26 protein-coding genes, 1 tRNA gene and 1 pseudogene are annotated in these 23497 nt (G+C 54.6%); 11 read left to right on the top strand and 17 right to left on the bottom strand.

The window, feature by feature from the left end:
• Positions 1 to 11: 11 nt before the first annotated feature.
• The 6 genes from nqrF to ACR0AH_RS07445 are packed head-to-tail and all read right to left on the bottom strand — an operon-like array spanning position 12 to position 5872.
• On the bottom strand, positions 12 to 1235 hold the full coding sequence (gene nqrF / locus ACR0AH_RS07470; protein ID WP_170393981.1) for an NADH:ubiquinone reductase (Na(+)-transporting) subunit F: 1224 nt from the start codon (positions 1233 to 1235) through the stop codon (positions 12 to 14).
• Positions 1236 to 1245: 10 nt separating this feature from the next.
• Positions 1246 to 1854: an NADH:ubiquinone reductase (Na(+)-transporting) subunit E gene (gene nqrE / locus ACR0AH_RS07465; RefSeq protein ID WP_050603817.1), complete on the bottom strand. Its 609-nt coding sequence runs from the start codon at positions 1852 to 1854 to the stop codon at positions 1246 to 1248.
• Positions 1854 to 2507 (bottom strand): NADH:ubiquinone reductase (Na(+)-transporting) subunit D, encoded by a 654-nt coding sequence (locus tag ACR0AH_RS07460; RefSeq protein WP_152460184.1) that lies wholly within the window; start codon positions 2505 to 2507, stop codon positions 1854 to 1856. Before ACR0AH_RS07460 ends, nqrE begins: the two co-directional genes overlap by 1 nt.
• A complete protein-coding gene (locus ACR0AH_RS07455; RefSeq protein WP_480591113.1) occupies positions 2507 to 3322 on the bottom strand; it encodes a Na(+)-translocating NADH-quinone reductase subunit C in 816 nt (271 codons plus the stop codon). The genes ACR0AH_RS07460 and ACR0AH_RS07455 overlap by 1 nt, the downstream gene beginning before the upstream one ends.
• Entirely contained in the window at positions 3315 to 4523 is a 1209-nt protein-coding gene (locus tag ACR0AH_RS07450; RefSeq protein ID WP_170596544.1) for an NADH:ubiquinone reductase (Na(+)-transporting) subunit B, read from the bottom strand. Before ACR0AH_RS07450 ends, ACR0AH_RS07455 begins: the two co-directional genes overlap by 8 nt.
• A 5-nt stretch (positions 4524 to 4528) precedes the next feature.
• On the bottom strand, positions 4529 to 5872 hold the full coding sequence (locus ACR0AH_RS07445; RefSeq protein ID WP_480591111.1) for a Na(+)-translocating NADH-quinone reductase subunit A: 1344 nt from the start codon (positions 5870 to 5872) through the stop codon (positions 4529 to 4531).
• Between the two features lie 299 nt (positions 5873 to 6171).
• Between ACR0AH_RS07445 and ACR0AH_RS07440 the strand changes: the two genes are divergently transcribed.
• The 8 genes from ACR0AH_RS07440 to ACR0AH_RS07405 all read left to right on the top strand — a co-directional run bounded on the left by ACR0AH_RS07440 (position 6172) and on the right by ACR0AH_RS07405 (position 12077).
• A complete protein-coding gene (locus tag ACR0AH_RS07440; RefSeq protein WP_170732677.1) occupies positions 6172 to 7287 on the top strand; it encodes a THUMP domain-containing protein in 1116 nt (371 codons plus the stop codon).
• 126 nt (positions 7288 to 7413) lie between these two features.
• Positions 7414 to 7490, top strand: a tRNA-Pro gene (locus ACR0AH_RS07435).
• A gap of 222 nt (positions 7491 to 7712) precedes the next feature.
• On the top strand, positions 7713 to 8489 hold the full coding sequence (locus ACR0AH_RS07430) for a helix-turn-helix domain-containing protein (protein WP_170759961.1): 777 nt from the start codon (positions 7713 to 7715) through the stop codon (positions 8487 to 8489).
• A gap of 19 nt (positions 8490 to 8508) precedes the next feature.
• Positions 8509 to 8937, top strand: coding sequence for a plasmid mobilization protein (locus tag ACR0AH_RS07425; protein WP_237218008.1), 429 nt, complete (start codon positions 8509 to 8511; stop codon positions 8935 to 8937).
• On the top strand, positions 8931 to 10493 hold the full coding sequence (locus ACR0AH_RS07420) for a relaxase family protein (RefSeq protein WP_170789858.1): 1563 nt from the start codon (positions 8931 to 8933) through the stop codon (positions 10491 to 10493). The genes ACR0AH_RS07425 and ACR0AH_RS07420 overlap by 7 nt, the downstream gene beginning before the upstream one ends.
• Positions 10477 to 10803: a hypothetical protein gene (locus ACR0AH_RS07415; protein ID WP_480591108.1), complete on the top strand. Its 327-nt coding sequence runs from the start codon at positions 10477 to 10479 to the stop codon at positions 10801 to 10803. The genes ACR0AH_RS07420 and ACR0AH_RS07415 overlap by 17 nt, the downstream gene beginning before the upstream one ends.
• Positions 10804 to 10995: 192 nt before the next feature.
• Entirely contained in the window at positions 10996 to 11457 is a 462-nt protein-coding gene (locus ACR0AH_RS07410; protein WP_170759965.1) for a helix-turn-helix domain-containing protein, read from the top strand.
• Entirely contained in the window at positions 11454 to 12077 is a 624-nt protein-coding gene (locus ACR0AH_RS07405; RefSeq protein WP_480591106.1) for a mobile mystery protein B, read from the top strand. The genes ACR0AH_RS07410 and ACR0AH_RS07405 overlap by 4 nt, the downstream gene beginning before the upstream one ends.
• A 216-nt stretch (positions 12078 to 12293) precedes the next feature.
• Here ACR0AH_RS07405 and ACR0AH_RS07400 read toward each other — a convergent pair whose 3' ends face one another.
• On the bottom strand, positions 12294 to 12512 hold the full coding sequence (locus ACR0AH_RS07400) for a GDCCVxC domain-containing (seleno)protein (protein WP_237217120.1): 219 nt from the start codon (positions 12510 to 12512) through the stop codon (positions 12294 to 12296).
• A 4-nt stretch (positions 12513 to 12516) separates the two neighbouring features.
• Entirely contained in the window at positions 12517 to 12840 is a 324-nt protein-coding gene (locus tag ACR0AH_RS07395) for a hypothetical protein (RefSeq protein WP_170499188.1), read from the bottom strand.
• 98 nt (positions 12841 to 12938) lie between these two features.
• Here ACR0AH_RS07395 and ACR0AH_RS07390 point away from each other — a divergent pair, with 98 nt between their 5' ends.
• From ACR0AH_RS07390 to ACR0AH_RS07380, 3 genes are all read left to right on the top strand, one after another.
• Positions 12939 to 13328 carry a MerR family transcriptional regulator gene (locus tag ACR0AH_RS07390; protein WP_170499190.1) on the top strand — a complete coding sequence of 130 codons (390 nt, stop codon included), beginning with the start codon at positions 12939 to 12941 and terminating at the stop codon, positions 13326 to 13328.
• 500 nt (positions 13329 to 13828) lie between these two features.
• The gene (locus ACR0AH_RS07385; protein WP_170430361.1) at positions 13829 to 14035 is read left to right on the top strand and encodes a cold-shock protein; all 207 of its coding nucleotides are present in this window, start codon (positions 13829 to 13831) and stop codon (positions 14033 to 14035) included.
• Between the two features lie 72 nt (positions 14036 to 14107).
• Positions 14108 to 15121 (top strand): fatty acid desaturase, encoded by a 1014-nt coding sequence (locus tag ACR0AH_RS07380; protein ID WP_260026608.1) that lies wholly within the window; start codon positions 14108 to 14110, stop codon positions 15119 to 15121.
• On the opposite strand, the gene ACR0AH_RS07375 is transcribed toward ACR0AH_RS07380, so the two are convergent.
• From ACR0AH_RS07375 to ACR0AH_RS07335, 9 genes and pseudogenes are all read right to left on the bottom strand, one after another.
• Complete coding sequence (locus ACR0AH_RS07375) at positions 15113 to 15361, bottom strand: ParB N-terminal domain-containing protein (protein WP_170759970.1); 249 nt, start codon at positions 15359 to 15361, stop codon at positions 15113 to 15115. The two genes, ACR0AH_RS07380 and ACR0AH_RS07375, sit on opposite strands and share 9 nt — an antisense overlap.
• 74 nt (positions 15362 to 15435) lie before the next feature.
• Positions 15436 to 16125 (bottom strand): hypothetical protein, encoded by a 690-nt coding sequence (locus tag ACR0AH_RS07370; protein WP_170759972.1) that lies wholly within the window; start codon positions 16123 to 16125, stop codon positions 15436 to 15438.
• A gap of 1717 nt (positions 16126 to 17842) precedes the next feature.
• Positions 17843 to 18043, bottom strand: a pseudogene (locus tag ACR0AH_RS07365) (tyrosine-type recombinase/integrase); the annotation flags it as partial.
• 388 nt (positions 18044 to 18431) lie between these two features.
• The gene (locus ACR0AH_RS07360; protein ID WP_480591104.1) at positions 18432 to 19004 is read right to left on the bottom strand and encodes a hypothetical protein; all 573 of its coding nucleotides are present in this window, start codon (positions 19002 to 19004) and stop codon (positions 18432 to 18434) included.
• Between the two features lie 379 nt (positions 19005 to 19383).
• Positions 19384 to 20505 (bottom strand): alanine/ornithine racemase family PLP-dependent enzyme, encoded by a 1122-nt coding sequence (locus ACR0AH_RS07355; RefSeq protein ID WP_480591102.1) that lies wholly within the window; start codon positions 20503 to 20505, stop codon positions 19384 to 19386.
• Complete coding sequence (locus ACR0AH_RS07350) at positions 20502 to 21593, bottom strand: N-acetyltransferase DgcN family protein (protein ID WP_480591100.1); 1092 nt, start codon at positions 21591 to 21593, stop codon at positions 20502 to 20504. The genes ACR0AH_RS07355 and ACR0AH_RS07350 overlap by 4 nt, the downstream gene beginning before the upstream one ends.
• 201 nt (positions 21594 to 21794) lie before the next feature.
• Positions 21795 to 22649, bottom strand: coding sequence for a hypothetical protein (locus tag ACR0AH_RS07345; RefSeq protein ID WP_170759979.1), 855 nt, complete (start codon positions 22647 to 22649; stop codon positions 21795 to 21797).
• Positions 22639 to 22992, bottom strand: a complete 354-nt coding sequence (locus tag ACR0AH_RS07340) for a hypothetical protein (RefSeq protein ID WP_170329075.1) — start codon at positions 22990 to 22992, stop codon at positions 22639 to 22641. The genes ACR0AH_RS07345 and ACR0AH_RS07340 overlap by 11 nt, the downstream gene beginning before the upstream one ends.
• Positions 22993 to 22995: 3 nt before the next feature.
• A complete protein-coding gene (locus ACR0AH_RS07335) occupies positions 22996 to 23304 on the bottom strand; it encodes a hypothetical protein (protein WP_170329073.1) in 309 nt (102 codons plus the stop codon).
• Positions 23305 to 23497: the final 193 nt, after the last annotated feature.

The raw sequence follows: 23497 nt of genomic DNA, 5'->3' as shown, positions 1-23497 counted from the left end.
ACCGATGCTGTTTATCCGCCGAAATCATCGAGCATGATGTCTTCGCGATCCACGCCCAGATCCAGCAGCATGTTGATGACCGACTGGTTCATGATTGGCGGACCACACATGTAGTATTCGCAATCCTCGGGTGCGGGGTGGTTCTTCAGATATTCCTCGAACAGAACGTTGTGGATAAAGCCAGTGTAGCCTTTCCAGTCATCCTCGGGCTGGGCGTCCGACAACGCAACGTGCCATTCGAAATTGTCGAATTCCTTGGCCAGCGTGTCGAAGTCTTCGACAAAAAACATCTCTTTCTTCGACCGCGCGCCGTACCAGAAGCTGATCTTGCGGTTGCGGTTTTCAAGGCGTTTGAGCTGGTCAAAGATATGGCTGCGCATTGGGGCCATACCAGCACCACCACCGATGAAGACCATCTCTTTTTCTGTCTCGCGAGCAAAGAACTCGCCAAAGGGACCTGAGATTGTGACCTTGTCGCCCGGTTTCAGGTTGAAAATATACGACGACATCTGACCCGGAGGGATACCTTCGGACCCAGGAGGGGGCGAAGCCACGCGGACGTTCAGCATGATCATGCCTTTTTCATCCGGATAGTTTGCCATGGAATAGGCGCGTTCGATCGGTTCGGCGACGACGGATTTGTACTGCCATAGATTGAAGCGATCCCAATCCTCGCGGTATTCTTCTTCTACGTCGAAATCCGTATAGGCGAGCTGGTGTGCAGGCGCTTCGATTTGGATGTAACCACCAGCGCGGAAGTTCACGTCCTCACCTTCCGGGAGGTCCAATGTCAGAGCCTTGATGAAGGTCGCTACGTTCTCGTTCGAGCGAACTGTGCATTCCCATTTCTTGACGCCGAAGACCTCTTCGGGAACTTCGATGTCCATATCCTGCTTGACTGCAACTTGACAGGATAGCCGGTCACCACAAGACGCCTCTCGCTTGGTGATATGGCTTTCCTCGGTCGGCAGGATCGAGCCACCGCCGGAATGCACGCGCACGCGACATTGCGCGCAGGTGCCACCGCCACCACAAGCGGAGGGCACGAATAGCTTCTCTGCGGCAAGCGTCTGCAGCAGCTTGCCACCCGCCGGGACCGAGATTGTTTTCTCACCATTGATGGTGATGTTCACGTTACCGGTTGAAACCAGCTTGGACCGCGCCGCCATGATGATGGCAACCAGACCAAGAACGATAACGGTGAAAAGGGCTACACCTAAGCCAAAGGTTTCCATTCCGCCCTCCTTACAGTTTCACGCCCGAGAAGGACATGAAGGCCATCGCCATCAGTCCAGCGGTGATGAAAGTGATGCCCAGGCCTTGCAGACCATCGGGAATGTCCGAATACTTCAGCTTTTCCCGAACACCCGCCATCGCGGTAATCGCCAGAGCCCAGCCAAAGCCAGAGGACAGACCGTAAGTCGCCGCTTCGGCAAAATTGTAGTCGCGTTCCACCATGAACAGTGAACCACCCAAAATGGCGCAGTTTACAGTGATCAGCGGCAGGAAAATCCCCAGCGCGTTGTAGAGTGGGGGGAAATACTTATCCAGCACCATCTCTAGGATCTGAACCATCGCTGCGATCACGCCGATATACGAGATCAGTCCAAGGAACGTCAGGTCCACATCCGGGAAACCTGCCCAAGCCAGAGCACCTGGTTTCAGCAGATAGTTCAGCAGCAGATTATTCGCCGGCACGGTGATGGCTTGCACCACCATGACCGAGATGCCCAGACCCAGCGCAGTTGAAATCTTCTTCGAAACAGCGATGAAGGTACACATCCCCAGAAAGAAGCTGAGCGCAAGGTTTTCGACAAAGATGGCCTTTACGGCCAGTGAAATCAGACCTTCCATCAGTGGGCCTCTACCTGCTGGATTTTGTATTCACGCTCTTCCACCTGGTTCGGCTTCCATGTGCGGAAGGCCCAGATGATCAGACCGATGATGAAGAAAGCCGAAGGCGGCAGCAGCAGCATGCCGTTGGGCACATACCAGCCGCCGTTGTTAACGGTCTCCAGAATGGTGACACCGAACAGTGACCCGGCGCCAAACAGCTCACGAATGAAGCCGACCAGCAGCAGGATCAGACCATAGCCCATGCCGTTGCCCATGCCGTCGATAAAGGACGCGACCGGGGGGTTCTTCATGGCAAACGCCTCGGCCCGGCCCATCACGATACAGTTGGTGATGATCAGGCCGACAAAGACCGAAAGGGTTTTCGAAATCTCAAACGCATAAGCCTTGAGGATCTGGTCCACCAGGATCACCAGTGAGGCAATGATAACCATCTGTACGATGATCCGGATCGAACCCGGGATTTGGTTTCGCAGGCACGAGATAAAGAAGGACGAGAACGAGGTCACGAAGATCACCGCCAGCGCCATCACCATCGACACCTGCAGCGACGAGGTCACCGCCAGCGCCGAACAGATGCCCAGCACCTGCAGCGTAATCGGGTTGTTGTCGACAAGCGGGTCGACCAGCATCTCTTTCTTGGTCTGAGACATCAAAGCTCTCCTGCTTGCAGTTTGGCCAGGAACGGAGCGTAGCCCGCGTCGCCCATCCAGAATTTCACCAGGTTGTCGACACCAACCGAAGTCAGCGTGGCGCCTGCCAGCGCATCGACATAGAAATCAGGACCTGCTGCGGGTTGCGACTTGGCGACGGTGATTTGCAGATCGCCTGCATCATCGCGCAGCTTTTTGCCATTCCACAGCGCCTTCCAGCGAGGATTGTCCACTTCGGCGCCAAGGCCCGGTGTCTCACCGTGCTGATAGAACTGCAGGCCGTAGATATCGTTGCCGTTGTTTTCCAGCGCGATGAAACCATAAAGCGTGGACCACAGGCCATAACCGTGAAGCGGCAGGATTACCTTATCAAGCGCGCCTGCATCATCACGCAGCAGATAGATCACGCGGTACTTGGACTTGCGCCCGATCCCAGCCGGGTCATCGTCCAAAGCGACGCTCAGATCTGGATCGCTGGCAGCAGCGATATCATCAAAGGTGGTCGCGTCGAACTGATCGTCAACGAATTCACCTGTAGACAATTCCAGTACATGCGGCTCAAACGCAGCGAATGCCTCGGTCACATCAATGCCCGGTTCGTAGATGCCGGCAACCTGCAGAACGTTGACTTGCTTATCCTTCAAACGGTTGATTTCCTGCACCGGGCGCAGGCTGACCGCAGCAGCAGACACGACCATCGAGGCTACAAGGCAGACGGCAACGGCAACAAAGATAGTCTTGCCAACTGAATCTGGCGAAGCAGCCAGAAACTTGGCAATCGCTCCCTTGGGTTCATTGGATTGCGTATCAGACATGGCGACGCGCCCTCCGTTTGATGTTTGCCTGGACGACGAAATAGTCGATCAGCGGCGCAAAAACGTTTCCGAACAAGATTGCCAACATCATACCTTCTGGGAAAGCTGGGTTAATGACGCGGATCATCACAACCATGATACCAATCAGCGCGCCATAGATGTAGCGGCCCATATTGGTGTGACTGGCCGAAACGGGCTCGGTTACCATGAACGCCAGACCAAAGGCGTAGCCCCCAAGAACGATATGCCAGTACCAAGGCATCGCGAACATCGGATTTGTGTCCGATCCGATAAGATTCAGCAGAAGCGTGAAGCCTATGGTGCCCGCAAGACAGCCCACTATCAGGCGATAATTGGCAATCTTGGTCATCAGCAGGAAGGCCAGGCCGATCATGCAAGCCAGCGTCGATGTCTCTCCAAAGCTACCCTGAATTTGCCCGAAGAACGCATTGGCCCAGGTGATCCCGTCGGCCGCCAGTGCTTGAACGCCTTCAGCAGCGGAGATACCCAAAGCAGTCGCACCGGAAAATCCGTCCACCGGGGTCCAGACTGAATCCCCCGACATTTGCGCGGGATAGGCGAAATATAGGAAAGCGCGTCCGACCAGCGCTGGGTTGAGGAAGTTCTTGCCCGTACCGCCAAATACTTCCTTACCGATCACGACACCGAAAATGATGCCTAACGCGACCTGCCACAATGGCGCAGTCGCAGGCATAATCAGGGTGTAAAGCATAGAGGTAACTAAAAAACCCTCATTGACCTCATGGCCGCGCACAGTGGCGAAGATGACCTCAAAAATACCGCCCGCAACCAGTGTGGTGATGTAGATCGGAAGGAAATACATCAATCCATGCATCACATTGGCGAAAATGCTGTCAGGGTTCAGCGAGATACCGAACATCTGCAGGATCGCAATCCGCCATCCTGTTGCCGAATCCGGTCCTAGCGTGGCGATGGCCGAGTTTGCCTGATAGCCGGTGTTATACATCCCCCAGAGGATTGCGGGGATCGTAGCAATCACGACGTAGGTCATGATCCGCTTCATATCCACGTAAGAGCGCGCATGCGGCGCGACGGTCGTGACGGTTTTCGGAGTGTAGATAAAACTTTCCACCATCTCGTAGATGGGGAAATATTTTTCGTACTTGCCGCCCTTGGTAAAGTTCGGCTCGATCCGATCGAAGAAGCTGCGCAAACCCATGTGGATCAGCCCTCCTTTTCAATCTTGGTGAGGCAGTCGCGCAGCGCCAGCCCATATTCATATTTCGCAGGGCAGGCAAAGCCCACAAGGCCCAGATCTTCTTCGTCCAGTTCCAGTGCACCCAGCGCCTGCGCGGTGTCGGTGTCCATCACCAGTAGCGCCCGCAGCAATTGCGTCGGCAGATAATCCTGGGGCATAAGCTCTTCGAATACACCCGTCGGCACCATCGCGCGGCGACCACCATTCAGGTTTGACGTGAATGAATAGAGCTTCTTGGTAAAAGCCGATCCCAAAACAGGCTGTACCGCATATTTCGAAGGCATAGGAAGAATCCAGCCCAGTGTGTGCTGATCATGATCTTCGCGAATAATACTAATCTGGCGCGCAAAACGGCCCAGATAGGCGGTCGGACCATCGGCATGCTGCCCCGACAAGATCGACCCCGAGATGATCCGCGCGATCCCGTCGACGTTCACTTCATCCCGGGTCAGGTCATCCGTCGACGCGCCCATCACGGTGCGGATCAGGCGCGGCTGGCGCGCGCCCGGTCCAGACAAAGCAATCACGATGTTTGAATCCAGATGACCGGTCTGCATCAGACGACCGATCGCGATCACGTCCTGGTAGCCAATGGTCCAAACCTGCTTGTCCCCTCCCAGCGGCTCAAGGAAGTGAATATGAGTTCCAGCAAGGCCCGAGGGGTGTGGGCCGGAAAACGCAGCCGCTTCTATACCTGGCAGATCGGAACCGGGGATGGATGCCCCCTCTTGCTGGCACAGATAAGTCTTGCCGTCGGTCAGGTTTGAGACAGCTGCGAGACCAGCCGCAAATGCCTCGCCCGCATCCGCAATAACCAATGCCGCATCACCTGCCAGTGGATCGCTGTCCATGGCTGTCACGAAGATTGCTGTAGGCTTGGAGCCTGGTTCGGGCATCTTTGAATAAGGACGTGTCCGGAAAGAAGTCCACAGCCCGGCCGCGCAGAGCTTAGCCGTAACACCTTCGGCAGTCTCGGCATCGCCGGTGCCCGAGAAATCTATGCCGGCGTCATTGGCATCCGAGACCTCTATCACCACGCTTTGCAATACGCGTCGCGCCCCGCGATTAATTGCCACGACCTTGCCGGTCAGCGGCGCGACCATCATCGCGTCGGGCGCATCCTTGTGGCAGAACAACGGCGTTCCTCGCTGGACCGCGTCGCCCTCTTGCACCAGCATCTTGGGCTTTAATCCGATATAATCACTGCCCAGAACGGCAACCGACGAGAATTCAGGCCCCGGCTGGATTTTCTGTTCGGGCGCGCCTTCAACCGGCAAATCCAACCCTTTTTTTAGTTTGAAAGTTTGCATGTTGCTACGTTCTTCCAAGCCTTTGTCCTGCGCCTGCTGCGCGCCATCTTACAATGATGCCAGGAAATAACACGAAATTTCCCGTCTGTCCGGTCGCGAAAGCGCCATTATCCGACCAGAATCCGCAGGCGTATTTCCGATCACGGGTCCTTTACGCGGGGATGAGTGCAAACGCAAACCTGTTACCGCCCAAAATCGAAAAGGAATGTCACATTCTTTTGAGCTTACGGTCGTTCAGAACAATTTGCCCATTTAATTTGCGTGTCGCACAGGCTGATCAACCGGTGTAAGCAACCACAATGGACAACAATGATAAATTCGAGATTTTTCTGATTGCCACTCCAGGGCTCGAAACGCCTTTGTGTGCCGAGGCCATCGAGCGCGGATTCTCAGGCGCCAGGATCGTTCCAGGTGGTGTCGTGTGCCGTGGCGATTGGCCGGAAGTCTGGCGCGCCAATCTGGAATTGCGCGGTGCCAACAAGGTTCTGGTGCGACTGGGCAGTTTCCCCGCCGTGCATTTGGCGCAATTGGACAAGCGCGCCCGAAAATTCCCGTGGGCGAGTTATCTCAGGCCAGACATTCCCGTGAAGGTCGAAGCAACCTGCCGTAAATCTCGTATCTATCATGCAGGAGCGGCGCGACAGCGCATCGAACAAGCCATATCCGAGGGGCTCGGCACCTCAATCTCACTCGATGGCAAAGTCCGCGTGCTGCTACGAATCGAAAAAGACATATGCACGATCTCCGTCGACACATCCGGCGAGCTCTTGCACAAGCGCGGTCATAAGCCTGCAGTCGCCAAGGCCCCGATGCGGGAAACAATGGCCGCGATGTTCCTGCGTGAGTGTGGGTTTGACGGGTCTGAACCGGTTCTAGACCCGATGTGTGGCTCTGGAACATTCGTTATCGAAGCGGCTGAAATCGCTCTTGGCTTGCGCCCAGGCCGTTCACGTCAGTTCGCGTTCGAAGATTTGGCAAGCTTCGATCCTGATGTCTGGCAAGATATGCGCGCCCAAACCGATCCGCCCGAAACAGAGCTCAGGTTCTATGGCTCAGATCGTAATGCAGGCGCGATTGAGGCTTCCCGCTCCAACGCCCAGCAAGCACATGTGGATCATGCCACCCGATTTCAGCACTGCTCGGTTAGTGACATCAAACCACCAGAAGGCCCAGCTGGGCTGGTCATCGTCAATCCGCCCTACGGGGCACGCATCGGTGATGAAAAGCGCCTGCGGTCGCTCTATGGCAGTTTAGGCAAGGTATTATCCAGTCGTTTCCAACGATGGCGTGTGGGCATCATCACCACCACACCCGGACTTGCCCGCGCAACGCGATTGCCAATGCTTCCCCCCGGCCCAATCGTTGATCACGGGGGAACAAAAATCCGACTGTATCGAACAAATCCGTTGCAGTAACTCAGCGAAATCGCAGATCAGGCGAAGGGTTAAAACCACCCCTCAAATCCAGCGACGACATATGTGTGTACGCCCAAAATCCCTCTTGCACATCGATATGACGAGGTATAGATCACGCGCCACGGTCGGAGTGTAGCTCAGCCTGGTAGAGCACTGTCTTCGGGAGGCAGGGGTCGGAGGTTCGAATCCTCTCACTCCGACCAATAAATCCAGGTACTTAGTCGGTTTTGTCATTACCCTTGTTAAGGCTCGGTCCGGATTTGATCCGGATTATGCGGCTTTTGAGGCGGGTTTCGGTGAGTCCAGCCCCCTCAGAAATCGAAAGGCCGCTGACTGGGCTGGCACCCGCGTCAACGGCCAAATCGAAAAGTTTGCACAGAATGGATACCAGATCGCGGGCGTGATCGCAATCGCGGGAGGGGCCGATGTCTGAGCTTCTGCCCTTCTGCAAGATCAAGCTGCAATACTTGCTGGAGATGGTCACCGACCACGAACTGGACGACAACGCCCTGCGCGTGGCGCTCTATCTGGCACTGGCACATGCCAATCATGAGACCGGCGAGAGCCGCCCGTCTTTCGAGACCATCGGCGCGGCAATCGGCAAGCACGCCAAGTCGGTCAAGCGAGCGCTGAACAAAGTCGAGGCGGCGGGTTACATGACCATCGAGCGCGGGACCAACAAGGGGAACGCGTCCCGTTATCGCCCGACCGACGCGGCTCTGAAACGAGCCACGGATCGCCGCCGGGAGCGGGACAAGGTTGTCCCGCTTAGCCGCACCAAAGGGGGACAATCCTGTCCACAAAGCGGGACAGACCTGTCCGGGAAAGGGGGACAGGATCGCCCCCCGAACAGAGAACAAGAACTTAGAATAGAACGAGGGCACGCGTCCGCGCCGGATTTGCTCGATGAAGGGCAATCCGGCGGAACACGCTCAAAACGAGCCCCGGATGGCCAGCACCTGGTCTTCGTCTCGAGGGGCATCTGCTTTGTCCGGGACTGGAACGAGAGGCTGGCCAGGGAGGGTATGACCACGCTGGAACGCAGCCTTCCCCTGTCCCCGCATGAACATCACCTGGGATTCTGGCTTCCAGCGAGAACACCGGCCCCGTTGGGCAGCGCTGAGTGGCAGGACCAGCTCCAATTGCTCAGAGATTTGATCCGCGAGACGTCAGAAAACGCGGAGCACCGCCATGCGGTCTGAGCAAACAGCAAGGCGACCCATGTCATACGCTGGCGCGGATGACATGGGACCTTGCGAGGGGCGGCAAGCCTCCCCTTCGAACCCCACCGGCGCGAGCAAGCCCCGCGCGAAGGAGCCGCTGACAGAGACCTTCGTCTTCCGTTGCACGGCGACCGAGAAGGCCGAGCTGCGCGCCAGAGCCGAGGCCGCTGGCCTGCCCGCCGCGACGCTCCTGCGGGAGGCACTTGGCCTGACCGAGGCCCGCCGTCGCAAGCCCGTGCCGCGCGTCGATCCGGCGCTGGTGCTGGCCGTGGGGCGTATCGGCGGCAACCTCAACCAGATCGCGCGTTGGCTGAACCGGGCGATGCTGGTGGGTCGCACCGACCTCGACAGCCTGGCGGTTGCTCGCCGCCTGTTGGTGATCGAACGCCAGCTTGCCCAGCTCCTCGACGAGGCGCGGCGGTGCTGATCAAGTTCTTTCCCAACGGCAAGGGCGCGGGCGCCGGGCCGGTCGGCTACCTCGTGGCTGAGCGCGTGCTGGCCTACGATGGCAACCGTGACCTGATCCGCGATGCAGACGGCCAGCCGCTGACGGTGACGCGCGATCCCTTGCCCGAGGTGCTGCGTGGCGATCCCAGCCGCACCGAGGCCCTGATCGATGCGAGCCGTCACCAGTGGACCTATCGTGCAGGCGTGATCAGCTTTGCCGCCGAGGATGCTCCCAGCGAGGCGCGGCAGGCCGAGGTAATGGACGCCTTTGAGCAACTAGCCTTCGCCGGGCTGGACGGCGAGCAGTATGACATGCTCTGGGTCCGTCACAGCCACGAAGACCGCGTCGAGCTGCATTTCTGCACCCCGCGTCTGGAGCTGACCACCGGGCGCAGCCTTAACATCGCGCCACCGGGCTACCAGGACGCCTATGACAGCCTGCGCGACCTGATGAACCAGCGCCACGGCTGGGCCGATCCAATGGAACTGGAGCGCACCCAAGAAGTGCGTGACACCATCGAAGCTCCGAACCGCGCCCAAGGCCGCGACGAACTGCATGCGTGGATCCTCGATCAGATTTCCATGGGTCTGATCGAGGATCGTGCAAGCATGATCGAGGCGCTTACCGACGCGGGCTTCGACCTACCTCGTGCGGGCAAATCCTATCTGACCGCCCAAGACCCCGCGTCCGGCGAACGCTGGCGCCTTAAAGGAGAGATTTTTCATGAAGACTGGCAAGCCGACGCGGCTGAGCGAGAAACTGAACGCGGAGCTGGACACGATACGCCAAGACTACGCCGCCTCGATGGCATCCCAGCTGGAGAGCTTCAGAACCGATTTGACAGCCATTGTGAGCGACGCGCGGCGTACCATCGAGAGCGATACGCGTCACTTCCTGAACGAGAGCAGGAGCTTGTTCGAGACACGGACCGAGCAGATCAGGCGCTGGCTGACGATCTCTCCTTGGGTGATCTCAGGGCTGATCGTGACGGGGATCGCCTCGATGATGGCCGCGAGCTGGTTTTGGATGGTTCTGCTGACACGTTCGGAGCTGGCGGAACTGGGCCTGACGCGGATCGACCAAGGGGAACAGACCTGGCTGACGCTGGACCCCGACCAGACCGAGCTGAAGACCTGCACGATGGCTGGGAGGCCGGTCATTTGCATCAAGATCGAGGAGAGATGAATGACAACGCCCCTGACAGCCTTGGAACGCGACTTGCTCGCCTGCGTCGAGCGGTTGGTGACGGCCTGCGAAACCTCAGCCAAAGAATTGAGCGGATTAGAGGCACGCTCAACGAAGAGGCTGCAAGCCCAATTGGATGGTATCGCGGCCTGCACGACGTTGCTCATACGCTCGCAGATCGCGTCAATGAGGGCGTTGCGTGGCTTGCTGAACGAAGAGGCCACTTACAACGCGCTGGACACGAAGTTGAACGAGAGCTTGAGCTTAGTGAAGGCCGCCGAAGAGAAGCTGAAGCAGAGCTGAACGAATTGCAGATCGAACGAGGCCGCAGCCATGGTCTGGAACTTTAGCGAAGAAGGGAAACCAATGAGTTTTGCACACGACCACTTCACCATGAGCTATCATCAAGCCCGCGAATACGGCATCGACTATCGCGGTTTTGAAAAGGTGGCTTGCCTTCCAGAAGGGGTTCCGCTTATTGCCGTAGCGGGTGTCTGGGGCGACTACCAGAACATCCGCTGCTTGTTTGTGGACGTTGCTGGAAATGGCTACATGCGAAATATTCGTTGGTGGGGCGATAAAGGCTATCCGATCAAGGAGTTGGGTATCAATGCGAAGGAAATTGCCGTTGGACAGCAATTTCTCCTCGCGGAAACTTAGTGATTTCTGCTCGGCCTTCCCAGCACATCAATGAGTTTGAGTGTTTCCGATTACGAAAACTTTTGGTAATTCTGCAATGCTATGGCATGGCAAAATCAAATTACTTGGCATATTGTAGTATTGCAAATCGTGTTAGAATGACATACTAAAGTATTACAATAGACGTAAATATGCAAAACCATAGGTTGGCAGATGTCCGTATCAAGCGCAAAACAGCGGCAAGCCGAAGGCAAGATAAACCAGGCTAGTCAAGTGGCTCAGGTCTTCGCCAAGCCACTTGGAGGTTGGATCGCAACCTTCCAGGAAGCCATTGGCATGAGCGCACCAACGCTAGCCGAACGGCTAAGCGTATCCAGGAACAGCGTTTACAGCTCTATCCAAAAGGAAAAAGCTGGAACAATCTCCCTTAACCAGCTGGACAAGATGGCTGAGGCGATGGGCGGTAAACTGGTCTACGCGATCATTCCGCGCAAAGGAGCGGTCGAGGAGATCGTCATGGCGCAGGCTCGCAAGAAGGCCAAACGCATCATACAACGCACCCGCGCGCACATGGCCTTGGAAGAGCAGATCGAAGGCTTGCGCAGCCAGGAAGAGATGATTGAAGAGCTTGCGAAGGAAATCGCACGTGAGAAGCCGCGGGATTTCTGGAAGTGACCTTGGAACTGCACGAACCCACCGGCGCAACACCACTGACACCGGACGAGTTGCTTGGCCTTAAGGCCAAGCACATCACCACGTGCGGCGAGCTGAATGAGCTGGAGGGTGAAAACATTATCGAAGGGCTTACCTGGCTAGATCGGCGGCCCAAGTCATTTGAAGTTATGACCGACGATGCAGCACGAGAGGTCCACAAGCGATTGTTCGGCCAAGTCTGGGATTGGGCAGGCGTCTACCGCTTGACCGAGAAGAACATCGGCGTGCCGGTCTGGCACATCTCGACCGAGATGCGCACCTGCCTCGACGACGCCCGATACTGGTGCGACAACGGCACCTACGAGCCGCTGGAAGCCACCGCGCGCTTCCACCACAAACTGGTATGGGTTCACCCCTTCGCCAACGGTAACGGACGCTGGGCTCGGATCATGGCGGATGCCTACCTAACCACGATTGATCCGGACATATTCCTCGACTGGTCAGGCAGTGGGACACTGACTGCGGACGGTGACCACCGCACACGTTACATCGCGGCACTACGGGCTGCTGATGGGTTTGATTTTGAGCCATTGATTGAGTTTGTGGGGTCGCTTAAGGCTGGGGGCGATATAGTACGCTAGCGCCGGAACGGCCATTCATGGTGTGCGCAGAGAAGGTCAGTTGCGAGCCCAACCTGTACCCTGGATTTTATTGCTGCATGCGCTTGTAGCAGTAACAACATTGCAACTGCCGAATATCTTGTGCGGCCAAGCAGCGGAAAGAACTGTCATTCATGCAAATAGCAGCGATGCTCGCGGCGGCAGTTCACAGTTTGCTCAACAAAGCCGTCCTTCACTTCATCCGCAACAGCTATCGCCTAGCTGAATTGGTGGACACGGGACCGTGGCATATGAACAGTAAACACAACAGTCGCCTTCCAACGGCTTCAAAACTGTTTTGCACGACTTGCATTCATAGAACCACTGGCAAGCATCCGTTGGCATTTGCTCGGTTTCGCTGTGGCCGCACTTCGGGCAAATCAGGGTGCTTTCTAGGACTACAGTTTGTTTTGTCATAGTCTCACATCTGCATGATCAGGTAATCGTTAATCCGTGCCTCGTTAAACACAACGACCCAAGCCACGCCGGTGATTAGAGTTGTTCCTGCAAGCCGCCATTTTAACGTCGGTAAGGAACCGCGCCGATAAGATACCAGCCACGATATCGCGACGAGCGCCGTTGAAATCGTCAGCACATAGTAACTCGCTGCCGCAACCTTCCCAAAGATTGCCAACCAACTGCCGCCCAGCCCCAGTAACATCATCATCATGGGCAAAACGCAGCAAGTCGCGACGCCAAGCGCTGATAGCGATCCCAAATAGCTGAGGCTAAGGTACTTCTGCATTCTGTTTCCCTGATGGACTACGTCGCGCGGAGTTGTAGAGACAACAACCTCTCGTATAACTTCTGTAGCCACTACAGGATCAAGACAGGAAATCTCACATGTTTGCGATTGGGGAGGCATCCCGGCAAAGCGGTGTCGGAATTGAAACTATCCGCTACTACGAACGCGAAGGGATCGTGCCGAAACCAGAAAGGGCATCGAATAATCGACGCATGTACTCTGCGCACGATGTGGGACGGCTTTGTTTTCTAAGGAAGTGCCGAGACTTGGGTTTTGCGCTTGCCGATGCAAAGGTGCTTCTCAACCTGTCCGAAGGTGATAGCGAGGATTGCCAATCCGTTAAGGAACTGGCCGAGCTTCATATCTCCAATGTGCGTATGAAGATAATCGAACTTAAGCGATTGGAGGCCGCCCTGAATGAACTTACGGCCAACTGTAACATCGGTAACGTTTCTTGCCCGATGCTTACGCAGATACGGACCTACTAATGGCACTTTGAGGCTCGCAGTCGCCCTATGCCAACGCAGCATGACCCAAGATTCGGGCCGCGCAGAATCTACCGTTCGTTAGAGAGGTCAACTCGTTGATTTAGTAATGTTTCAATCAATGAACATTTGTGCCTGGCCGCGGTGTTCTTGAAGCACGCGGCGATTTCGGACAGTGAGCCCTACCTGCCGTGCCTGAGCAATCAATTTGCTGCATACGCATTCGGCAGGTTTTATCAGAAGCCGACCTCTGATTTCCGAAACGCAGAGCAATGCGTTCTGCCTATCTTTGTCCCAAATTGGGCTAGGCAGACTCAGATCTTCTGTTGCTTTCCATTGTATCAAGGCTTGTATCGTGTGTACTCAAAGTCCATATACACAAGGCTTACGTTTTTCTTTTTCGACCTGCTGTCTCCCAAACTCGGCGTTCAGTCTTTCGATTCAGACCGACCACGCCGAGTCGCCGCAATGATGCGGGCGGCAAGTATTAGGAGACTTCCACCATGGCAAATGGCACAGTAAAATGGTTCAACTCGACCAAAGGTTTTGGCTTTATCGAGCCTGAAGATGGTAAGCGCGATGTGTTCGTGCATATCTCAGCACTTGAACGTTCCGGCATCAGCGAATTGAAAGACGGCCAGAAGGTCACTTTTGACGTCGAAGCTGGCCGTGACGGACGCGACAGCGCCGCCAATCTGGCACTGGCCTGACCTTTTACGGGCACCCTTATGGGGTGCTCGTTTGCACAACGGGCTGCTAAAAGCCCTTGGAGAACAAGTCAGTTGCAACAGCAGGAATTGACCCGGGCGCTCGCGCAATACCGTGTGCCCGATACGAAGCGTAGCGTTTTTGAACTGACAATCACTGTCATCCCCTTTTTCGCGCTATGGGGCGCAGCGTGGTTTGCGCTATCCCTTAGTATCTGGGTCACTGTTCTACTGGCCATCCTGAACGCCGCATTTCTGGTGCGTATCTTCATCATCATGCATGATTGTGGTCACGGATCTTTCTTTAGAAGCCGCAATGTTTGCAATTGGACTGGCCGGGTTCTGGGTGTTCTCGCCCTGACACCCTATGACGTCTGGCGGCAAAGCCATGCGATTCACCATGCCTCAACCGGTAACCTTGATCGGCGTGGTATGGGTGACATTCCTACATTGACCATTGAGGAATACCTGAAACGGAATTGGTTCGGGCGTGCCGCTTACAGGTTAATCCGGAACCCCTTCATCCTGTTCTGTATCGTACCGGTCTACACGTTCGTTTTTCAAAATCGCTTGCCCTTTGGTTTCATGCGGTCAGGCTGGCTGTATTGGGCAAGTGCAATGGGAACAAACGCCGCGATTGCGGTGGTCCTGGCTCTGATTTTTTGGACCGGAGGCCTGGATGTACTGGTTTTTGTATTCCTTCCAACCATGATCGTCGCCGCGTCGATTGGTATTTGGCTATTCTATATTCAACACCAGTTTGAACACACGACTTGGGAGCGGGAAGAAGTGTGGAATCTTCAGAACGCCGCATTCTATGGAAGTTCTCACTATGCCCTGCCAGGCATCCTGCGGTGGTTCTCTGCCAATATCGGTGTGCACCATGTTCACCACCTTGCCAGCCGCATACCGTTTTATCGGCTAAACGAGGTATTGCGTGACCATTCCGAGTTGGAAAATTGCCAGCGTATTACTCTATATGAGAGCCTTCATTGCGCACGATTGCATCTTTGGGATGAAGAATGTCAGCGCCTGCTGACGTTTTCTCAGGCTTTGTCGAACGCCAATCCCAACAAGAGTTTAGTGTAATCTGGCGCGGACCAAATAGGCATCGACCGTATCGCCGCCCAAGGCGCGAATGGCCTCTAATCGGTGAAGGCCTTCAATCAGCACGAACCTCTTGTTGTCCGAGCGTATCTGGATCGGGGTCTTCTGGCCGTTCTTCAGGATATCTTCGGCCAGCGTCAGAACTTTTTGTTGATCAAGCGTTTTCGCCCGTTTCACAGGTACATAGATCAGGTCGAGCGGATATGGTCTTTTCTCCAACATAAGCTACGTGAGCAACCTTTCGTGCAATTGTTCCGGTTCAGAGTTCGTTGCAAAAGCGGGGGCTGGAACGTGCGTCATAGAACCGAACGAACAGCGTCGCGCAGTTCCTGATGCATGATCCAAGTGGCTGGCTCATCGTCACTTTCGATGTGAGAAAACGCCAGGACCTGAGCGGCGCCATCATTCTGTACCGATCCGGCTTCGGGAAGTTCGAGCTCCAGATATTCTGCGATCAATAGTCCGATTTTCTTGAAGACCTTTATGGATGCCTCGCGCGATTTGTAACCGGCTGCCTGAGACAAGTGACCAATGGTCAGACCGTCCTTGCCTGCGATTGTAAGTGCTTTGAGCATTGTGACTTGCGCAGGGGTGAGCCTGATCTGGCGCAATGCCTCGGCATATTCTCTTTCACTGGGAACGAGGGTGCCGGAGTTTCCCTCCAAACGGCGTTGACCGCTACGCTTCCTGTCTCGTTCTTCGAGAACTTCTTTTAAGGCTTCAATGGCTAATGCCGGCGTTTCGCCAACTGCATCGGCAATCATTGCCTGCGTTTTAGCTGGTGGCATGGGAAATGCCCGTGCAACACTATTACCGCTCAGAACGCCAGCCTTAATCAAGTACTTTCCAAATTCTACTTCAATCACTCCTGATACGTCAGCGTTCCGCGACTTACGAACACTGCGGTCCTGAAATGCTCTTTGTTCCAAACCACGAGCTGACATATTGTAGTCCGGAAGGGTTACTTGAGGGGCATTTTTGCGCATCAGAAAAACACCACAACAATTATCGCCGTAACAAATACCGCTATCGCGATAAACATCTTTACATTGTAGGACCAGCGATGCGCCCTTTCCGCCTTGAGCCTTTTGCCCAGATTTTCGTTAATCGAGTTATGGTTCACGGCTTGGTCCTTCCGGATATTTCAGGCGGTATTGATTTCCACCAACCTATTGTCGCGGCACATTTTCGGCGCACTTGTCATTCTGTCTCGTGAACGGCCGATTACATTCCCAACCGTCACCTCTTCGATTTAAGTGAGCGTTGAAAGGGACAAAGATCGCAACACACCTGTCCTGGTTCGCGCGAAAACCACGTTCGCATTTCCATCCGGAATAGGTTTCAGGCGCAAGATATGCATGCTGTGGAACAGCCACTGGCTCACAGCCGCTCTCCGCTGCCCTGTAACCTCTGAGGCATACCCAACCATCCGAGCTTCTTTTGTCGCTCAGACGACCGTTTTTTGGGACAACTATTGCAACACACTCCTGGCTTTCCTTACGAAATCCCCAGTTGCAGTGTACTTCTTGCGCACCAAACCGCGTTTCGACGTACCCATTTTGAGGTGCAATCAGTTCTTCGCATTCTTCTCCAACACGCCGGAACAGCCGATTGCATTTCCACTGATCTCCGGTTGATACAAGAAAGGCATTTTCAGGAACTCTTATTTCCTCACAGAGTTCTCCGACATTCTGAAAACCGTGATTGCATTCCCAGCCGCTGCCATAGGAGCTACCAGTTAAATATGCGTTTTCTGGTAAGTCTATTCTTTGGCACGATCCGTTCTTGTTTTCGAAACCTTCGTCACAAACCGATCCATCGGCATTGCCTGCGACTTGGGCAGGAAGCTGCGTTCCTGAGAGCAACACCAAAAGTGTCGGGATCAAACAAAGAATGCAGCGCGTAAACACGATGAATGACAGATTGATACGGAGCGTCAGACTTGATCTATCTGGCATCAAGTACGCAATTTATGAGCCATGTGCTGTTCATACGGCGCCTTCTTTCATGGGTCACGCGATGACTGGGGCTTGTCAGGTGACGGTTGCGAATGCTTGCGAGGAACGAGCTCATAGCGAAGACCCCAGCGAAACCCGTTCCTATGCTGGGGCACATGCTACAGTTAGTCTGAAGGCCATTGGATTATCGTAACCGGCAGCATCGCGGCGGCGAGTAATTTTCACCAATGCGCTTTTGTGGTCCTTACCCAGAATAGAGTCAAGGAAGTTTCCCTCATCGCAATGGGAGCACCGCTACGGCTAGTAGTATTTGAAACTGCCGGTGACCAAGGTTCCTGGTGAACTACCGAAAGAAATTGTCTGGTATTAGTTTTTCGTTGTGTCGAATTGGGGCCAGGCTATCAGCGGGTGGCAGTTTAAGTCCGCGTTTCAGTTGCCGGGCCTGAGTGCGGCGAGAGAGGAGTATGTGATCAAGGCTTCCTCGTAACTAGGAATGACTGGCCGGACGACATTGGCTGTCAGGCGGGGATGTTCGCGCCGCTTCTGCACAAGTACCCGCGGTGCGATCAAATGGCCGCTCGGTCCGGTACCCTGTAAATTGCGCCTGTGCCGAGAAATCTGTGCTGCGAGCGTATGCAACAAGATTTTGACACTTCCGCTCAGGGCTCGCTACGTCCCCCCCCCTGCGTAAAAGAACTAGAACCGCTATGGATTGGCGACCGACAGTGCCGAACGCCAAACTGTCTCAGATGTCTATGCGCTCTGCAATGCTTAGCGCGTCTTCCAATTCAACGCCCAAGTATCGCACGGTGCTATCGACTTTTGTGTGCCCGAGCAGAAGTTGGACCGCGCGGAGATTTCCTTTCTTGCGGTAGATCTCAGCTACTTTGGTTCGGCGAAGCGAATGCGTGCCATATCCGCTCGGTTCCAATCCGATTGCGGTTACGCTTCGTCTTCAGCGCCGATTACCGACCTGGTTCCACACTAAAACGGCCCGGATTAGCGGGCTGGGTCAGCACCAATGAGGTAAAATGAGATATAATCAGAAAAGCTGGTAAGACCGGCGTCAGGTTATCAGCGACGCCGAGCTAACCCGGGGCTTATCGATACGCCATTTCGCCACGCGCTCAACCCCTTGCAGCGTCGACAAATCCGCTCTCCGAACCCTTCGCTCCAGAATGGCGTTCTGCAACGTAGGCACGGGCGTTCTTGCGGCACATCATTGTGGGCGCGAGCCACGATCGGATCTGCTTCGTTGTCGAAGTCTTCCATCAGTTCTTGGCCTCGATTTCTGTTTTGGTTTATACAGCGACTGGAAAAGAAAGTTCCGAGCCCTAAGCCTTGAGATTGAAGGAGCTGCCTGGTTCAGACTGTCCGATGGGACGGCCTGTAATCCGAGGGGTTTTATTAGGACGAACTGGCATTCCTTCGTTCTCAGCAGCTTGGACAGCGAAAGTATACCGAGAACCGTTTCCGCATCCTCGCGGTAGGGCTCGTTGATCTGATGATATGTCGTCTGCCTCAGAGATGATCGACTCCGAGTAGAGGTGCCGAAGTTGAGTCTCTGAAACGCCATCCGCTTCCATAATCAATTGCACCATGGGATCGGCCAAAAGCTGGTCGAGCAGGAATTGCGACAACTCCTTCGCAGACAATTTATCCCTTGCGCGGGCTCTCTCCAAATCAGCAAGAGAAACGGTCAAGGTTCGCGCCAGACCGGGGTGAGATTTCCGTGGATGCAGAAAGATTAGCACTGATGCTTTCCAGGCTTTTGGATCCAAATAATCTGGTGGTGCGGAAAGCTCAGTTTCTATGTCGTATTCGCCCGCCGGGAGTAATTCGTCAAAGCCAGGGAAAGTAAGCGGCCTGGAAAAGACTGCGATTGTCTTGCTGATTAGTTGGTTCATTTGGGTAGTTCTCCTTTGCTGATACCGCTCGCTCGGAGATGCAGACAAGAACAAGCCACCCACTCCCGGCAGGGTATTATCAGTTTTGGGGTTTAGGCTTTGGTTTTTCGGGGACGGTGTCCTGCCCTTTCGACGTCACTTCTTTTTTTGACGCGTCCGCATCGTTTTCCTTCAGTGCGGCAGCCGCTCTGGTCGTCAGGTCTTTGAAAGACATCATTTTGATCCTTTGATTGTCCGCACCACCCACAAGCCCAGATGGGGTGTGAAAAGTGAATGCGGCTACATCCAATATAGGGATTGGGTGCCTCATTTACTACGTAAAGCCGTAGAATAAGACGGGTGGCTGAAGCAGAGCCGAGGCGGCGGCAACCCTGGCGCGCTACTTTCGCTTCGAATATGGGCGATCAGTGTTCGCTGCGGTGCAGTCAACCAATGCGCCATCACCATGGAAGACTTTTGCTACATCGGGTGCAGCCATGCCGCGCGAGAGCGCGCTATAGTTCAATTTCAGTTTCATCTCGCCACCAGCGCGAAGCAGGCAATTGGTGGTTTCAACAACGATATGATCACTGGTGGCTCCGACGAACGTGACGCCAGTAGGGAAAATTAGACCCGCCGCATCGGTGTCCTGGTGTCCAATGGCAAGGATCGACCGAGTGTTCGAAGGACTGTCTAAAGTCACACACCGCATTGAAGGCATAGGATAAGTCATTTGCACGGGATTTGAATTTGCTTTGGTCTTCGTTTCGATCACTTCCGCCCAAAGCGTGAAAACATCTGTGTATAGCCCGTCGATCGTGTACCCCGAAATGGGGTCAGTACCCAGCAGGATGGCCTCACCCAGACGCAGGTTGTTGATCTTTCCGGTCGCCCCCTTGCCAAGCGCCCATGGCAAACTGGCTGAGCCGCCGCCTGACACTGTTTCCAGAGCGGGTCCATTTGCAAGTTCGGTGCCGACGGCAAGCGACGAAAGCAATTCCATTGCTCTTGCAGAGGGTGCCACATGACCCAGACAGGCAAAATTTGCACCAATCCCCTTCAGAGAAATCCCTTCCATTCTAAGAATTTGAGACACAGTGCTTTCAATGTGTTCAGGCAAGATGCCTTCCCGCATATCCCCCATTTCCACCATCAGGATAATATTGTGAGTAATGTTCTTTCCCAGCGCACTCACGGCCAGGCTTGCGATAATGTCCATCTCTGTGTTGAAGCTGACATTGCAGTTATCAACAACTTGCGCGACCTGGCTCAGCATGGGCGTTCGGATCAAGGATATGGAGCACGAGATCCCAGCATCGCGCATACGCATGATATTGCTGATCCGCGCGTCCGCCAGCCCTGTCGCGCCACCTTCAAGCATAGCATTCGCAATTTCAGGATGACCGCACACGGCTTTGGTCACACCTGTCACCGTAATTCCGCGGGGTCTAAGGTGGTCGACCAGGAACCGTGTGTTGTACCGAATTTTGTCCAGATCAACGTCAATACGCAGCTTGCTCATTCAATCGTCGTAGCACGTACGGGTTGCAAGCGCGGAAAGGCAGATAGAACCATATTCACCAAGTTTTTTGGAGGACGGTTCAATGCGTCAGTGACCGGGAGATACAATTTGCGGTTATAGTCTGTGATGGCCTTTGAAATCTCAATATCATTCATTCCTTCATGGTTGATCGTCATGCCAATTACCTCTGTGTTCGCAAAAGCCTCGATCAGGGTGATTTCATCGCAAGGGTCGGGCATTGTCATGTTGGGGAAATCACATCGACGTTTTCGTTTGGGCGCGTGTTGAAGAATAACTGCATGTGGCTGACTGCCTCGCAGAATGAAGGCTGATGTGCAAAAGGCCGGATGGCTTAGCGCGCCCTGGCCCTCGATCACTATGACATCCGGGTGTTCATCTTCAGATGCTGCAACAACAGCGCGCTCAAGCTCGCCACAGCAAAATTGCGGCGGCACCGAATCCATCGCGACACCATACTTGGCGCCCTGCATCAAACCAGTTTGGCCGGTACCGACCAAAACTGTTTTGATCCCATGCGCGTTAAGGGCACTTGTCAGGATTGTCGCGGTTGTACGCTTTCCAATTGCACAATCGGTGCCGAACACCGCGATGCGGATCGCCTGGACGTCTCCAACACTGCCATCTAACAGGCGCAGGTCGCGATTAGGCCGCGGCTTGCGAATGTCGCGTATCGTGACATCGTGAATTTTGGCAAATCCGGCGAGCTCTTTGTCATCGCAAAGAAATTCATGCAGCCCACTGACGATGTTCATTCCGAGCGTTATCGCATCCACAACAGCTTCGCGATCTTCAAGGGACATTCTGCCGCTGGCCGGCGCCATTCCGTAAATAAACGTGTCGGGGATAGTAGCTTCATTAGCGACGGCGGCATCAAGATCATCGAAGATGGGAACCTGATTTGCGACATTATCAAGCACTTTGCCACTGTCACAACCGCCATACGTGCTGTCGATCACCGAAAGAACGCGATAGGCCTGTGAATGTCGAACGAGACCATTAGCCGTCTTGCCATCGATCTTTGCGAAGTTTCCTTCGCAATACACAATTGCAGTCGGTGTATCTGTCACAAGTGTCTTGCGGTGAAGCTCTGGAAAAACTGCTTGTTCAGGCGGCAGCTTTTGCGCATTGCTGGCAATGAACTTCCTGTCATCCGACGCAATGGGTAGGGGTTTCATATCTGTTCCTTTTGGGAGTGTGAAACGCGCCGTCCTTGGTAAGAACGGGCACAAATTGTGAAGTTTGGAAAAATGGGCTCTCTGCCTGAAACCTCAATTGTTCAGAACACACTGACCTTCTGACTGATGATAATTTCTGTGGCATTCCCACCTATTACCGGATCGGTCGATATGGGCATTTTCTGGTAACTCGATTGCATTGCAGCGATCACCGGACGCCTCGTAACCACGTTCGCATTTCCATCCAACTCCATGGATCGCGTCATCGTAGAAAGCATTTTCAGGCACAAACACGGCATCGCACTGTCCGTCGCGCTCAAAATACCCACGCTCGCACGTCCAGGGACGCCCGCTGGTTGATGCGTTCAGAAAAGCGTTTTCCGGCACCGCTACTGCCACGCATGCTTCTCCGTCTTTTTCGTAGCCACGGTTGCAACGCCATGCAGATCCATAAGTGCTATTCGTTAGGTAAGCATTATCCGGCACCACGATTTTCTGGCAGCTATCGTCTACTCTTGTGTATCCACGCAGGCACCGCCACCTCTCACCTGATGGATCGAGATATCCACCCTCAGGCACAATCACTTCAGTGCATGAGGTGCCGCCAACTTCAACAAAGCCATGCATACATGCCCACCCTGAGCCATAGGTTCTGTTTGTGGGGTAGGCATTTCCCGGCACGACAATGGCCACGCATTCTTCGCCTTTCAACCGATAGGACAAATCGCATTCCCAACCGTCGCCATACTTTTTGGGATGCGCGTTATCCGGGATCGAATTTGTTTCGGCCGATGCGGGACTTGATGAGATAAAGGAGCCCGCCAAACTGCTGAAGACGACAACAAACAACGCAGCCATTAAGTGAGCGCAAAACCGGTACTGATTTTTTCGATTTGCCCTGATGCAAACGGCGTTGTCCGAATGTTGAGTGATTGAGTTACGATCCATCCAGGTTCAGCCCCTCGATACAGGCCTGCGCCAGGTCTTTGTTAGGAGTTTGGGATCCCGGCACCGTTGCCCAGCCAGCCGCCATGACGGCATCCTTCTGCTTGAAAGAAGAAGCCTCTTTGATCGTCGTTATTTTTTCGGCGCGTTGGGCGTCAGTTCTCGCCATGTCGACGCAGACCGGAACCAACGCAGCGATTACATTATCGCGGGACATGGCGTTGGCCATCTTGTCCGCGCTACCGCCGGTCATCCATCCACCCCATGAAAATCCAACGACGCCTACGAAAACCCCGCCGATCAGAGCACCGTAGATTCCGGGTTTAAGCCATTCGGGCGTGTTCATAATCTATTCCTCCTGCGGGGAAAGCGCCGCATCGCTGTCATTGTTAGATGTGGCCAAGGTCTGGTCGTGCTTGAGCGCCAGTTCAAAATCTTCTGGGTCAATTGGGCGCATTTCCGTGCGGCCTGGCTTGCTGCCTTTGCCCCGAACTGTCAGGTAGGTTCCGGTTCTGCGATATGCTTCGAAACTCAGGCCCTGCAGTAGCTCTTCTTCGACAACTACTTCATACTCGCCTGCAGGAAGTACATCCGGGTAGCCGGACAAAGAGAACGGATTTGAAAACGTCACCAAAGAACTGGACGATCTTGTGCTCACCTTTGTCCTCCATTTAGTTTGTTGGATCTTCCCCGCGCAGTCTGCCGCGGTACACGCTCGTAAGCGCCGCGGTAGTACTGGCGTTGTAATTTAGAATAATGTGCAAATGGCAGGCGCGCGCTGATCGATGTTAGTCGGCGGCCAATGACCTGAGATTTTATTAGAATCTCAAATGCATTTGGTGTCCGAGGAT

This window comes from Ruegeria sp. AM5, assembly GCF_056540645.1.
The sequence above is the reverse complement of the archived record's forward strand: the minus strand, read 5'-3'. Positions and strand labels throughout refer to the sequence as shown.

Bases quoted from the DNA above. Each gene is read 5' to 3' on its own strand.
- nqrE (WP_050603817.1), bottom strand. From the start codon at position 1,854: ATGGAAGGTCTGATTTCACTGGCCGTAAAGGCCATCTTTGTCGAAAAC.
- ACR0AH_RS07340 (WP_170329075.1), bottom strand. From the start codon at position 22,992: ATGAACACGCCCGAATGGCTTAAACCCGGAATCTACGGTGCTCTGATC.
- ACR0AH_RS07460 (WP_152460184.1), bottom strand. From the start codon at position 2,507: ATGTCTCAGACCAAGAAAGAGATGCTGGTCGACCCGCTTGTCGACAAC.
- ACR0AH_RS07400 (WP_237217120.1), bottom strand. From the start codon at position 12,512: ATGACAAAACAAACTGTAGTCCTAGAAAGCACCCTGATTTGCCCGAAG.
- nqrF (WP_170393981.1), bottom strand. From the start codon at position 1,235: ATGGAAACCTTTGGCTTAGGTGTAGCCCTTTTCACCGTTATCGTTCTT.
- ACR0AH_RS07375 (WP_170759970.1), bottom strand. From the start codon at position 15,361: ATGTTGGAGAAAAGACCATATCCGCTCGACCTGATCTATGTACCTGTG.
- ACR0AH_RS07415 (WP_480591108.1), top strand. From the start codon at position 10,477: ATGGTCTGGAACTTTAGCGAAGAAGGGAAACCAATGAGTTTTGCACAC.
- ACR0AH_RS07430 (WP_170759961.1), top strand. From the start codon at position 7,713: ATGTCTGAGCTTCTGCCCTTCTGCAAGATCAAGCTGCAATACTTGCTG.
- ACR0AH_RS07370 (WP_170759972.1), bottom strand. From the start codon at position 16,125: ATGCGCAAAAATGCCCCTCAAGTAACCCTTCCGGACTACAATATGTCA.
- ACR0AH_RS07390 (WP_170499190.1), top strand. From the start codon at position 12,939: ATGTTTGCGATTGGGGAGGCATCCCGGCAAAGCGGTGTCGGAATTGAA.
- ACR0AH_RS07395 (WP_170499188.1), bottom strand. From the start codon at position 12,840: ATGCAGAAGTACCTTAGCCTCAGCTATTTGGGATCGCTATCAGCGCTT.
- ACR0AH_RS07345 (WP_170759979.1), bottom strand. From the start codon at position 22,649: ATGGATCGTAACTCAATCACTCAACATTCGGACAACGCCGTTTGCATC.
- ACR0AH_RS07440 (WP_170732677.1), top strand. From the start codon at position 6,172: ATGGACAACAATGATAAATTCGAGATTTTTCTGATTGCCACTCCAGGG.
- ACR0AH_RS07455 (WP_480591113.1), bottom strand. From the start codon at position 3,322: ATGTCTGATACGCAATCCAATGAACCCAAGGGAGCGATTGCCAAGTTT.
- ACR0AH_RS07385 (WP_170430361.1), top strand. From the start codon at position 13,829: ATGGCAAATGGCACAGTAAAATGGTTCAACTCGACCAAAGGTTTTGGC.
- ACR0AH_RS07410 (WP_170759965.1), top strand. From the start codon at position 10,996: ATGTCCGTATCAAGCGCAAAACAGCGGCAAGCCGAAGGCAAGATAAAC.
- ACR0AH_RS07360 (WP_480591104.1), bottom strand. From the start codon at position 19,004: ATGAACCAACTAATCAGCAAGACAATCGCAGTCTTTTCCAGGCCGCTT.
- ACR0AH_RS07355 (WP_480591102.1), bottom strand. From the start codon at position 20,505: ATGAGCAAGCTGCGTATTGACGTTGATCTGGACAAAATTCGGTACAAC.
- ACR0AH_RS07425 (WP_237218008.1), top strand. From the start codon at position 8,509: ATGTCATACGCTGGCGCGGATGACATGGGACCTTGCGAGGGGCGGCAA.
- ACR0AH_RS07445 (WP_480591111.1), bottom strand. From the start codon at position 5,872: ATGCAAACTTTCAAACTAAAAAAAGGGTTGGATTTGCCGGTTGAAGGC.
- ACR0AH_RS07450 (WP_170596544.1), bottom strand. From the start codon at position 4,523: ATGGGTTTGCGCAGCTTCTTCGATCGGATCGAGCCGAACTTTACCAAG.